This window comes from Anaerococcus lactolyticus S7-1-13, assembly GCF_000758765.1.
Lineage (GTDB): Bacteria > Bacillota > Clostridia > Tissierellales > Peptoniphilaceae > Anaerococcus > Anaerococcus lactolyticus.
Genome location: NZ_JRMW01000023.1, coordinates 1 through 12,523, shown reverse-complemented (window position 1 = coordinate 12,523; position 12,523 = coordinate 1). Strand labels below are relative to the sequence as shown.

The following is a 12,523-nucleotide window of genomic DNA, read 5'->3' as shown; positions in this document are numbered from 1 at the left end:
TTAGATTTTACCAACTAGGTCAAGTCCTGGTGTAAGAGTTGCGTCAGCTTCGCTTTCCCATTTAGCAGGGCAAGCTTCACCTGGGTGACTTGCAACGTATTTTGCAGCCTTAACCTTGTTTATATTAACATTAGCTTTTCTACCTATACCATCAGCGTTGATTTCTATAGTTTGGATAACATTTTCTGGGTCGATTACAAGAGTAGCCCTGTGAGCCTTGCCTGATTCGTCAAGAAGGTCAAGTTCTCTAGTAAGTTCTTTATTAGAATCGCCAATCATTGTGTACTTAATTTTGCTAATAGCTTCTGAATTATCATGCCAAGCCTTATGAACAAAATGAGTATCAACAGAAACTGAATAAACTTCAGCACCAAGAGCCTTTAGTTCATCATAAGATTCTTGCATATCTTCAAGCTCTGTTGGGCAAACAAAAGTAAAGTCAGCTGGGTAGAAGATAAGAACTGTGTAAGAACCCTTTAAGTCCTCGTTAGTTACAGTTACAAACTCTTCCTTAGCTGGATTGTAAGCGTCTAGTTTAAATTCTGGTAATGTTTTTCCTATTAAAGCCATAATATTCTCCTTTTAAAAAATTTTTCAGATAAGCATCTGTAGTAATAACTATAATCATTCTAAATACAAAAGTCAAGTTTTGCAGTCCCTACAAAGAAAGAAAAATAAAAAATCGTTTTACTAAAATAGACTTTAATGAGTATTGGGATAGGGGAAAAAATAAAATCCCTAACTAAGCCTCAGATATAGATTTTCAAAATGTATCACTTTTGCGTAAATATAAGACTTGTAATATATTGATAATTGTTTACTCGGCTAAAAAATATGATATTCTATACTTATAGAAAGTATTATGAAAGGAGTAAAGTATGAACAACAAGAAAAGGATTTCTTTAGCCTTGGCTTTACTTTTGGGGCTGTCCAGCTTAACAGCTTGCCAGAAATCAGAAGAAAAGCCTGCTGAAGAAAAAAGCAAGAAGAAAAATCTGATGAAGCTGACAAAAAAGAAGATTCTAAAGAGGAAGAGAAAAAAGAAGGCGAAAAAACTGAAGGAAAGTTTGAAGCCACAGGTCCAGGCTACGGCGGGGATATTAAGGTAGCTGTTGACTTAAAAGATGGAAAAATCGAAAACATCGAAATCCTTGAGAACTTAGAATCAGCTGGTGTTGGTAAGGTCGCAATGCCAATAGTTGCAGAAAGAATCAAGAAGGGCCAATCTGTAAATGTGGATACAGTTACTGGCGCTACTGCTTCATCAAAGGGACTTATGCTAGCAGTTACAAACGCTCTTAAAGAAGCAAACATAGCTGATAAGTTCAAAGAGGAATACAAAGAAGATAGGGAATATCCAAGTGAACTTGATGCTGATGTAGTAATCCTAGGTGGAGGTGGAGCTGGTTTAGCAGCTGCTGTTGAGGCTGTAGAAAAGGATCTTTTGTAATAGTTGTTGAGAAAAATGGCTATGTTGGTGGAAATACCATCCTATCTGGAGGTAGATATAATGCACCAGATCCAGAAAAACAAAAAGCCCAAGGTATAGAAGATTCAAATGAATTATTCTTCAAGCAAACATATGAAGCGGGAGATAAAGCTGCAAATCCAGAACTTGTAAAAACTTTGACAGACAATGCTTATGATGGACTAGAATGGCTTAAAAAACTCGGAACTGAATTTGAAGATAAGATAATCCAAGGAGCAGGCTCACTTTATCCTAGAACTCATCAAGCAGTAAAACCAAACGGTACAGGCCTAATAGAAGCCTATGAAGAGAACTTAAAAGATAAAGAAAATTACAAGCTTTTAACCGAAACAACAGCCAAGAAGATCTTGATGGATGGCGATAAGGTAAGTGGAGTTGTTTGCGAAAATCACGATGGGTCAGAATTAAAGATAAAGGCAAACAAAGCAGTTATAATTTCAACTGGTGGCTTTGCTAAAAATGCAGATATGGTTGTAGAATACAAAGATGCTGAGAAATGACCAAACCTAGATAAAAACACCATATCTACCAACCTCGATTCCATAAGAGGCGATGGTATCACTATGGGCAAGGAAGCAGGAGCTGACCTAGTTGACATGGGTCTAATGCAATTTTTATACCTAGGCATACCAAAGAAAGGTCAAATAACAGGTCTTGTAGATTTAGGCGCAGAAAAAACTTTATTTGTAAACAAAGAGGGCAAGAGGTTTGTCAGAGAAGATGGCAGACGTGATGTAATATGCAAGGCAATATTTGATCAAAAAGACGGTGAAATGTGGCTAATCCACTCATCAGATGCTCTTGATTTTGATAATGAAAAGACAATTGAAGGCAAAGACTTCAAAACTGTATTAGAAAATGGAGAATTTGGTTGGGTTAAGGGTGACACCCTTGAGGAACTAGCAGAAAAAATGAATGTTCCTTACGAAAACTTAAAAGAATCTATAGACAAATATAACAAAGCTGTTGATGACAAAAAAGATGAATTTGGTCGTGAAAATCTCACAATCAAATTTGAAAAGGGTCCATTTGTTGCAGTACCTAGAGTTCCATCTCTTCACCACACAATGGGAGGTTTGAGAATTGACAAAAATTGCCATGTATTAAATAAAGATGGCAATGCAATCAAGGGCTTGTATGCAGCAGGCGAAGTTACTGGAGGCATCCATGGTGCCAACAGAGTAGGTGGAAATGCAATAGTAGATACAGTAGTATTTGGCAGAATAGCCGGACAAAACGCTGCAGATAAAAAATAAGACAAAAGGATGTGATTTTTTCACATCCTTTTAGCTTGCGTTATTTTAAAATGGATACAAGAACCGGTAAGTTAAGCAGAATTCTTTATCTTAAGTTATTAATTTTTATTTAAATTTAAGACTAGAGAGCCTCCCAATACAAGGACCATGCCGATGGCAAGGTTTAATGTGAAGGCTTCCCCAAGGATTAGAACCGAGAGTATAGAGCCAAAAAGTGGGACAAAGAGTTTGTAAATTCCAAACTCGCCAGCAGAATGGTATTTAAGCACAACTGTCCAAATAGTAAAGGCTGTAGCCGATATAAAAGCTGCGTAAATTAATAAAATAACTGCCCTAATATTAAAAACGAGGCTTCCGTCCTTAAGGAGTAGACCAGTAATAATCATTAAGATTGAACCGATAATAAATTGGTTCGCCATAAGAAAATAAGAATTTTCCTTCTGGCCGTATTTTCTGATCAGAACTGTGCAAAGGGCGTTAATTGAAGTTGATATAAGGATAAAACCATCGCCAGTAAACTTAAAACCTTCAGAACTCGCCCCCTTGCCCAAGTTAGTAACTATAATACCAGCTGTCCCAAGGATTAGTGCTATAATCATATTTTTATTTATCTTATCCCCAGGCAACAAAAGCAAGGATAAGATAACAACAATGAAGGAGTTAGAAGCCTGGATTATAGAAGACTTCACCCCAGCTATATGAGATAAGCCAATATAGTATAAAATATATTGGATGAAGGTCTGAAGGATACCAATTATTATAATAAATTTCCAATTAATTTCGCTTTTTACAATCTTCTCCTTATTAAAAAGTCTTAAATATAAAAAAGTAATAAGGCCGGCAAGGAAGAACCTCATACCAGCAATAAGGATTTTTGCCCCTGTATCGGTGGTACTGACATCAAGAACATGGTAGGTTGTTTTTATGGTTGGAATCGCAGAACCCCATAAAAGCATGGCGAAAATTGAAAAGATAATCGCATTTTTTTTATTTTTTAACAAATTAACCTCCTGATAAAAATTTCTTAATACTATTAAGACTTTACCAAATAAAAAGATATTAGCAAAAAAGGGGGGGCAAGCTTAAGGAAATAAAAAAGAGGCTGTTGCAAAACTATGAATAACTATCTTCCCATCACTAGAGGGTTCTTGTGGGAAATTTTTGGGCCGACCGTCGGCTTCAGGTTACCTGCCGGTTCGTGGAGGCGAAATTTTCCGCAAGGTTCCTCTGGTGATTTGGGACGATTTATTCATTCTGTAACAGCCCTAATCTTTTTAAAAGGAATGTAATATTTTTATTCCGGATGCTCCTATTCGTCGCATGTCCTCCCCGATCCGGACGGGCTTGCCTCAAAAATTACATAAGGTTTTTCATCAATATTCCTGTGGACTTCGTCCTTGTAAAATTGTGAGAACCTTAAAAATTTTGCCTGCAAAAGTGAAGTAAAATCTTGTACCAAGATTTTGTAAAGAACGTAATGTTTTTTATCAATCTATCTCCGCACCTTTGGTGCTCGATATATTGTGAAAACTAGCCAAACATTACTTGCAACGTTTGGCTTACCATTAAAACAGACCACTAGCAATTATTGCTAATGGTCTCTAATGGTGGGATTTCTCCCTGAGTTAAACAGCGAAAGTTTTTACTTTCTTATCTAGTATAGCAAGAATTAGCCTTTCTGTAAAGCTTTTAGTTAAATTTATTGGATTTTGTTAAAGTGTTAGCAATATTTTGCTTGATTTCGGGTATAAAAATATTAGAGATTGGAGTTGTTATGAAAACTTTAGTAGGAATAGATTCTATAAAAACATTTGAAAACTCAGTTGAAATTGGAAATATTTTTAAGGTTAATTTGTTGTCTGATGTTGAAGTTATGCCTTTTCTTGATGGGGGCGAGGGAACTGTTGAGGCTATGCAGGCTATTATCAAGGGCAAGTATAAGTATGTAAATGTCCACAATCCTCTTAACGATGTGATTACTGCTAGGTATATTTTAAAAGACGATCTTGCAGTGATGGAGATGGCAGAGTCATCTGGCATTAGACTTTTGTATAAGGAAGAACTTAGGGTGATGGAGTCGTCTTCACTTGGTTTTGGAGAGATGGTTCTTGATGGTCTTAATAATGGGGCCAAGTCTTTTTATATTGGCATTGGAGATACAGCGACTAACGATCTTGGCATGGGTATGCTCTATGCTCTTGGCGTGAGATTTTTTGATGAAAATGACAATGGCCTAAATCCTATCGCTGAAAATATGGGAAGAGTTGCTAGGGTTGACATAGGTGGACTCGATGAAAGACTTAGGGGAGTTGAGATTAGGATAGCAACATCTACTAACCAAACCCTTTTTGGTAAAAATTCTTTCCTTGAAGACAGGGTCTACAGGAAGGGCGCGAGCGATTATGACACAGCAAGACTTTTTAATGGTTGCAAGCATTTTAAAAAAATTATTGAAGACACCCTAGGCACTGGATCTGTTGATATGCCAGCTATGGGTTCTGGTGGTGGTGTTGCTTGGGCTCTTTATATGTTCTTTAGGGCAAAAATTTCTAAGTCTATGGATTTTATCTTAGAAACTATAGATTTTAAGGATTTGATTAGGGATAAGGATGTTTTAATTCTTGGGGAAAATGTAGACCAATTTAACGGTGCAGCTTCAATTAATGTGGCAAGTCTTGCCAAGAGATATAAAAAAGATATAAAAATAATTTTCCTCCAAGACAAGGATGGAAGGAAAATTGAAAATAGGGGAGATTTTGATCTTATTTTTACCTACAAACTCAAGGATTCCTACGACAGGAAGGATATCCACAAGGCGATTGCAGGCCTTGCTATAAGTCTTGATAAGTCCATTTTAGCGAGGGAAAATTAGGGGTATAGTAGACATATGAGTATAAATTTAGAACGACTTAGCCAAGCTAGGGTCACATCGGTTTTGATGGTTATAAATATAATCGTCTTTGTCTTGATGAGCCTGAGTGGTGGAAGCGAAAATATTGAAAACTTAATAAGATTTGGTGCAAATTCCAAAATTCTTGTGGCACATGGTGAGTGGTGGAGGCTTATTACAGCGTCCTTCATCCATATTGGTTTTTTCCATATATTATTTAATATGTATTTCTTTTATAGTTTAGGTCCGATTTTTGAAAGATTATTCGGGTCTTTCAACTTTTTGATCATTTATTTAATATCTGGAATTTTTGGCAACCTCTTATCCTTTGCCCTTGGTAGCCCTTATACGGTATCTGCTGGTGCATCAACTAGCCTTTACGGTATGCTAGGCCTTGCTATTGGCCTTATGGCGACCTATAGGAATGATGAAATCATAAGAAGTTTCGGAGCTAGTTTTATATCTATTGTAGTTATAAATGTGGTTTATTCACTTCTTGCACCAGGGGTTGGAGTTTATGGTCATTTAGGTGGTTTTATTGCAGGTTTTCTTTTAGCGGGAATTTTTCCTATACTGGCAAGAGAAATCTCAAGCCCTAGAAGACTTATTTCTCTTATAATTTTATTGGCAGGAAGTTTTGCCCTTTACAAGATTGGCGTTAAGTCTATGATAGGAGTCTAGATGAAAATAATTTTAGCACTAATTCTCACCCTTATCCTTTCTTCTTGTGGTTTTGAATCCAAGAGTGAATTTAAGAAAGATATGGGAGAGACTGCGAGTGAAGAAAAAATGAAATTTCCAGAGATTAAGTATGTTTCAAATACTGAGTCTGAAGATGATGTGGACTTTGAGAAGGTCTATGGCAAGGGGCATATGTCTAGCAAGATTTACCTAAAAGATGCCTTGGGTTTTCTTAAGAAGTTTGATTTTGCTGGCAAGAAAATTGGGGTGGAAGTTCTTGAGTCTTCCTATAGCCCAAGCTCATATACAGCCGTTCTTGCCTTTAAGGATAAGGACAATATAGTTGAGAAAGAATATGGCCCTCTTGTTACTAGCGATAATGTTTTTAGCCAGGTGAACTTTGACCTTGTAGAGGCAGAGTCTGGTCCATGCCTTATTGCAAGCCAAGTTGTGATAGATGGCAAGGAGACTAAGAGTGCCTACTATATTTATAACAAGTACATGTCTTTGATAGATTCATTCCACTTTGAAAATTCTACTGATGACGTAAATGTTAATGTTTATAGGATGAGCAAGCCTGTAGAGGCAAGCGAAAATCCAAAGCCAGGCGATCTTGAGATGGCGATTTCCAAAAGGATTGACAAGGAAGAAGAATACCTAAAGGAAATCTTCAGTGTTTATAAAATAGAAAGCCAAGACGTAAAGGCAGAAATAAATGGCAGGAAGGTCTTGGTTGGCCTCATGCCGGCTACAAGTTCGGATAGGATTATCGAACTAAAATTACTTGATAAAGATAAAAATGACGCTATTTTAAGTATAAAATAAAAAAGGAGAAAGTATGAAAAGAAGCGAAGTTGAAGAAAGATTAAAATGGGACACCTCATCAATCTATACTGATGATGAGGGATTTTATAAGGATATAGAAGAAGTAAAGGCCCTTGTAGAAGAGCTTAAGAAATTTAAGGGCAAACTAACAAGCGACCTTGAAACTTTCAAGAAATATTTAAAACTTGAAGAGGAATTTTCAAGAAAAATGGAAAAGGCCTACGTATATTCATCACTAAGATCAGATGAAGATACTACCGTAGCGAAGTACCAAGAAATGAGCCAAGTCGCTCAAAACACCTATGTTTACGCAGCAAGCGAACTAGCCTTCATCTCACCAGAAATTTTATCTACAGATGAGAAAATTATTGATAAATATCTAGAAGATCCTGAGATTTCCTACCTAAAACATCATTTTGAAGATAAATTCAGGGCCAAGGACCACGTTCTAGATGCTAAAAGTGAAGCAATCCTTGCAGCTTTTGGTAAATTAAAAAATAACCCACAAAACACCTACATGATTTTTAACAACGCTGACCTATCCTTCCCAAGTGTGGAAAAAGACGGCGAAGAAGTTAAAATTTCAAATGCAAACTTTGTAACCCTTCAAGAAGACCCAGACAGAGACTTTAGACGCAAAGTTTATGAAAAATATTACGAAACATATAGGCAATACTCAAACACCCTAGCATCTACCCTTGACGGGGAATTTACTGCCCACAATGTAGAAGCAAAATTAAGAGGCTACAAATCAGCTAGGGAAATGAGCCTATTTGCCAACAACATTCCAGAAGAAATATACGATAATTTACTAGAAGTAATACACGATAACGCAGACATCCACAGAGACTACACCACACTTAGAAAAGAATACTTAGGAGTAGACGACCTAGGCTTCCACGACATCTATGTGCCATTAGTAGAAGATTATGACAGACAAATTGACTTTGACGAAGCCAAAGAAATTGTTCTTGAAGCAATCAAACCACTTGGTGAAGAATATGTAAAAGTTGCCAGAGAAGGTTTTGAAAAAAGATGGTTTGACGTAATGCCAAATGAAGGCAAGAGGTCTGGTGCATATTCATCAGGATCTTATGATACCCAACCATTTATCCTCTTAAACCACACCAACACAATCAACGACGTCTTCACCATAGTTCACGAATTAGGCCACTCTATGCATTCTTACTACACAAGAAGCACCCAACCATATGCCTATGGTTCATATTCAATTTTCTTAGCAGAGATTGCATCAACAACCAACGAGCTCTTATTATTAAACTACATGCTAGAGCACAGCCAATCAGAAGCTGAAACAAAATACCTACTAAACTACTTTGTAAACCAATTCAAATCAACAGTATTCAGACAAACCATGTTTGCAGAATTTGAACACAAGGTAAATAAATTAGTAGAAAACGCAGAGCCAATCCCAGCCGAAAGACTCCACGGAATCTACAAAGAATTAAACGAAGAACTCTTCGGTAAGGATATAAAAGTAGATGACTATATAGCAGCAGAATGGGCAAGAATCCCACACTTCTATATGTTCTACTATGTATTCCAATACGCAACAGGCTTCATGAGTGCAGTAGCCCTATCACAAAAAATCCTTCACGGCACAGACACCGATAGAGAAGCTTATTTAGGATTCCTAAAAGCAGGCGAAAGCGAATACCCAATAGAAGTCCTCAAAAAAGCAGGAGTCGACATGACCAACAAGAAAGCCATGGAATCCGCAATGGAAGTAGCAAGAAAAGCAATGAAAGACTTAAGAGCAGCAATTCTTTAATAAAAGCACAAAAATACCCTCCTTGCAAGTGCAAAGGGGGTATTTTTTAATAGTGAATCTATTTATCCTTCTTTTCCCACAAAAGGATTCCGCTCTCGCCATAAACTTTTTTTGCCTTATAAAGAGGCATTAAGTCATTATCGTATTTTTCTTTCTTATATAATGAAGTTACATATTTCTCCCATGGGGTTTGCCAAAACCTTATAGTCCAGACTTTTCTATTTTCCCAAGACGCTCCTGCGCTGTATAGGAGATCGCCCTGGCCATCGTATTTAATCATCAAGTAATCGTCTTTTTCGTAAAAATTCACCTTAGATGAATCAACTGGAATTTCATATCGAGTAGCAAAAATAAAGCTTCCTACAAAGAATCCTATCACAAGGACGACAGCCAAGACTCTTTTAATAATTTTCCTAGAAAGGCTTGCCTTTAAATATTCAAGAGGTTTAAGATCGGCTTTTCTGGCGTCTTTACTAGAAGGGATTTTAACTTCACTAGATAATTTTTTGTAATATTTCCTGCAAGCTTCGCAAGAGTCAATGTGGTCTTTTACAAAAATCTTTGAATTTTCGCTTAAAACATCATCAATATATAAAGGCATCAAATCCTTAACTATATCACATTCATATTTCATTTTCTTCCTCCAAATAATCGATAATCATATTCTTGGCCCTGTAAAAAGTAACCCTAGCCCAATTATCAGTCTTGGCAAAAATTTGGCCTATGCTTTTAAAATCAAGCTCTCCAAAAACTCTAAGATTGAAAACTTCCTTGTAAGGTTCATTCATAGAATGGAGAAAGGTGTGGACTTTAAGGGCGAGATCCTTATCGGCAATGTTTTCGACAAAGGATATTTTCTTATCTTCGACTAGATTTAAGTCAAAGCCGGTGTTTGTTTTATTATGTTTTCGGTAAAAATCATAGAGGGTATTTCTGGCAATGATAAAAAGCCAGGCCCTTATATCTTGTGACCCATCAAACGTATCAATTTTATCCATAGCCTTGGCAAAGGTCTCATGGCAAATATCGACAGCTAAATCTTGATTTTTGCACAAACTTAGGGCAAACCTATATATATCCTTGTTGTAATCCTCATAAATTTTTGCAAAATCCATATCCTTCTCCTCGTTTATATGAAATACTCTACTTCATTTAAGAGCCTTTCTACAATAATAACGAATGAGATTTGAAAATGTTACAAAAATTCATCATTAATTTTAATATTTTATAAAAAAACTAATGATAGATTTTTGTTTATATATATAGAAGGGAAAATTGATAGTAAGAAAAATGAAAAGATTTTAGGAAAACTAGTTGACAAGCTATGTATAGGGTAGTACTATATAAAGGCACGATGTTAAGGGACAGTCTTTATAGACTAATAAAACTTAGCAAAAATATTTGACAAGTTTTACCTCGCATCGTATACTAGTATTAATGCTGCTAAAGGCATTTGTCGTAAACAGTTAAATATTTTAAGAAAAACTTCAAAAAATATTTGACAAGATAAAAGCTTGGTGGTATTATATAAAAGTCGCAACAACAAAGCGACATTGAACCTAGATAAGACTTAGTCTTGTCGATAAAATTATATAGAAGATTGATAAAGTTAATTACTACTATTCCAAAAAGGAATATTAATAATTACTTTAAAAGAATAACAACTATAACCTAGTTAAATTTCTTTACAGTAATGATTCTTGAAAAAGAATTTTAAATCACGCATTTGGCAAAAAGCTAGATGTAAATGAAGAGTCTAGATCGAAAGATTCTCATTACAAATTTTTAATGAGAGTTTGATCCTGGCTCAGGATTAACGCTGGCGGCGTGCATAACACATGCAAGTCGAACGATGAAACTTAAATGAACTCTTCGGAGTGATTTTAAGTGGATTAGTGGCGGACGGGTGAGTAACGCGTGAGTAACCTGCCTTAGAGAAGGGGATAGCCTTTGGAAACGAAGAATAATACCCTATAACACCAACACCTCGCATGAAGAGTTGGTCAAAGATTTATCGCTCTAAGATGGACTTGCGTCTGATTAGTTAGTTGGTGAGGTAACGGCCCACCAAGACAGCGATCAGTAGCCGGCTTGAGAGAGTGTACGGCCACATTGGGACTGAGACACGGCCCAGACTCCTACGGGAGGCAGCAGTGGGGAATTTTGCACAATGGGGGAAACCCTGATGCAGCGACGCCGCGTGATTTAGAAGGCCTTCGGGTTGTAAAAATCTTTTCTATGGGAAGAAAATGACAGTACCATAGGAATAAGGACCGGCTAATTACGTGCCAGCAGCCGCGGTAATACGTAAGGTCCGAGCGTTGTCCGGAATCATTGGGCGTAAAGGGTACGTAGGCGGGTAAGCAAGTTAGAAGTGAAATCCTGTAGCTCAACTACAGTAAGCTTTTAAAACTGCTCATCTTGAGATATGGAAGGGAAAGTGGAATTCCTAGTGTAGCGGTGAAATGCGCAGATATTAGGAGGAATACCGGTGGCGAAGGCGACTTTCTGGCCATAATCTGACGCTGAGGTACGAAAGCGTGGGTAGCAAACAGGATTAGATACCCTGGTAGTCCACGCCGTAAACGATGAGTGTTAGGTGTCTGGAGTAAATCTGGGTGCCGCAGCTAACGCATTAAACACTCCGCCTGGGGAGTACGCGCGCAAGCGTGAAACTCAAAGGAATTGACGGGGACCCGCACAAGCAGCGGAGCATGTGGTTTAATTCGACGCAACGCGAAGAACCTTACCAAGTCTTGACATATTACGGCGGGAGCTAGAGATAGTTCCTTACTTCTTCGGAAGACTGTAATACAGGTGGTGCATGGTTGTCGTCAGCTCGTGTCGTGAGATGTTGGGTTAAGTCCCATAACGAGCGCAACCCCTATCGTTAGTTACCATCATTAAGTTGGGGACTCTAACAATACTGCCGGTGACAAACCGGAGGAAGGTGGGGATGACGTCAAATCATCATGCCCTTTATGACTTGGGCTACACACGTGCTACAATGGCAGGTACACAGAGCAGCTAAACAGCGATGTCACGCGAATCTCAAAAAGCCTGTCCCAGTTCGGATTGCACTCTGCAACTCGAGTGCATGAAGTTGGAGTTGCTAGTAATCGTGGATCAGAATGCCGCGGTGAATGCGTTCCCGGGTCTTGTACACACCGCCCGTCACACCATGGAAGTTGGCAATACCCGAAGCCTGTGAGCGAACCCTTGTGGACGCAGCAGTCGAAGGTAGGGTCAGTAACTGGGGTGAAGTCGTAACAAGGTAGCCGTATCGGAAGGTGCGGCTGGATCACCTCCTTTCTAAGGATGGGGAGAGGGTACGCTCTCTCCCCACAGACAGAAAAGAAAAAACAAAAATCATTGATATTTAAACTGGTTTTTCAAAAAGAACCAAAAAAAGAAAACACTAATCATGGGGATATAGCTCAGCTGGGAGAGCACCTGCCTTGCACGCAGGGGGTCAAGAGTTCGAATCTCTTTATCTCCACCAAGCAAATTCGCAAGCGAATTTGCAGTGAACCAATAAAAACTAAATAGCAAACAATATTTCCAGTCAAGAAAGAAAGGGCGCCAGGTGG

Annotated in this window: 10 protein-coding genes, 1 tRNA gene, 1 rRNA gene and 1 pseudogene; 9 read left to right on the top strand and 4 right to left on the bottom strand. The window is 37.9% G+C overall.

Annotation, left to right across the window (positions count from 1 at the left end):
- On the bottom strand, positions 1 to 570 hold the full coding sequence (ahpC, locus tag HMPREF1630_RS01820) for an alkyl hydroperoxide reductase subunit C (RefSeq protein ID WP_004829795.1): 570 nt from the start codon (positions 568 to 570) through the stop codon (positions 1 to 3).
- A 308-nt stretch (positions 571 to 878) separates the two neighbouring features.
- Here ahpC and HMPREF1630_RS01815 point away from each other — a divergent pair, with 308 nt between their 5' ends.
- From HMPREF1630_RS01815 to HMPREF1630_RS09615, 3 genes and pseudogenes are all read left to right on the top strand, one after another.
- On the top strand, positions 879 to 1,109 hold the full coding sequence (locus HMPREF1630_RS01815; protein WP_037326536.1) for a hypothetical protein: 231 nt from the start codon (positions 879 to 881) through the stop codon (positions 1,107 to 1,109).
- A complete protein-coding gene (locus tag HMPREF1630_RS09205) occupies positions 1,100 to 1,450 on the top strand; it encodes an FMN-binding protein (protein ID WP_081931849.1) in 351 nt (116 codons plus the stop codon). The genes HMPREF1630_RS01815 and HMPREF1630_RS09205 overlap by 10 nt, the downstream gene beginning before the upstream one ends.
- Positions 1,450 to 2,745 (top strand): annotated as a pseudogene (locus HMPREF1630_RS09615) (FAD-dependent oxidoreductase). Before HMPREF1630_RS09205 ends, HMPREF1630_RS09615 begins: the two are co-directional and overlap by 1 nt.
- Before the next feature lie 98 nt (positions 2,746 to 2,843).
- Here the strand turns inward: HMPREF1630_RS09615 and HMPREF1630_RS01805 are convergent.
- Positions 2,844 to 3,746: a DMT family transporter gene (locus HMPREF1630_RS01805; RefSeq protein ID WP_037326534.1), complete on the bottom strand. Its 903-nt coding sequence runs from the start codon at positions 3,744 to 3,746 to the stop codon at positions 2,844 to 2,846.
- A 773-nt stretch (positions 3,747 to 4,519) separates the two neighbouring features.
- Between HMPREF1630_RS01805 and HMPREF1630_RS01800 the strand changes: the two genes are divergently transcribed.
- Genes HMPREF1630_RS01800 through pepF form a run of 4 tightly spaced genes read left to right on the top strand, consistent with a single transcriptional unit; the run spans position 4,520 to position 8,933 of the window.
- Positions 4,520 to 5,617 (top strand): glycerate kinase, encoded by a 1,098-nt coding sequence (locus tag HMPREF1630_RS01800; RefSeq protein ID WP_037326532.1) that lies wholly within the window; start codon positions 4,520 to 4,522, stop codon positions 5,615 to 5,617.
- Positions 5,618 to 5,632: 15 nt separating this feature from the next.
- Positions 5,633 to 6,316: a rhomboid family intramembrane serine protease gene (locus HMPREF1630_RS01795; RefSeq protein WP_004829779.1), complete on the top strand. Its 684-nt coding sequence runs from the start codon at positions 5,633 to 5,635 to the stop codon at positions 6,314 to 6,316.
- A complete protein-coding gene (locus HMPREF1630_RS01790; protein WP_037326529.1) occupies positions 6,317 to 7,141 on the top strand; it encodes a hypothetical protein in 825 nt (274 codons plus the stop codon).
- 13 nt (positions 7,142 to 7,154) lie between these two features.
- Positions 7,155 to 8,933, top strand: coding sequence for an oligoendopeptidase F (gene pepF / locus HMPREF1630_RS01785; RefSeq protein WP_037326527.1), 1,779 nt, complete (start codon positions 7,155 to 7,157; stop codon positions 8,931 to 8,933).
- A 58-nt stretch (positions 8,934 to 8,991) separates the two neighbouring features.
- Here pepF and HMPREF1630_RS01780 read toward each other — a convergent pair whose 3' ends face one another.
- Both HMPREF1630_RS01780 and HMPREF1630_RS01775 read right to left on the bottom strand, forming a co-directional pair.
- Positions 8,992 to 9,567 carry a zf-HC2 domain-containing protein gene (locus tag HMPREF1630_RS01780; RefSeq protein WP_037326524.1) on the bottom strand — a complete coding sequence of 192 codons (576 nt, stop codon included), beginning with the start codon at positions 9,565 to 9,567 and terminating at the stop codon, positions 8,992 to 8,994.
- The gene (locus tag HMPREF1630_RS01775) at positions 9,557 to 10,048 is read right to left on the bottom strand and encodes an RNA polymerase sigma factor (protein ID WP_037326522.1); all 492 of its coding nucleotides are present in this window, start codon (positions 10,046 to 10,048) and stop codon (positions 9,557 to 9,559) included. The genes HMPREF1630_RS01780 and HMPREF1630_RS01775 overlap by 11 nt, the downstream gene beginning before the upstream one ends.
- A 669-nt stretch (positions 10,049 to 10,717) precedes the next feature.
- On the opposite strand from HMPREF1630_RS01775, the gene HMPREF1630_RS01770 reads away from it, so the two are divergent.
- Both HMPREF1630_RS01770 and HMPREF1630_RS01765 read left to right on the top strand, forming a co-directional pair.
- Positions 10,718 to 12,245: ribosomal RNA gene (locus HMPREF1630_RS01770) — 16S ribosomal RNA — on the top strand.
- A 114-nt stretch (positions 12,246 to 12,359) separates the two neighbouring features.
- Positions 12,360 to 12,435: transfer RNA gene (locus tag HMPREF1630_RS01765), tRNA-Ala, on the top strand.
- Positions 12,436 to 12,523: the final 88 nt, after the last annotated feature.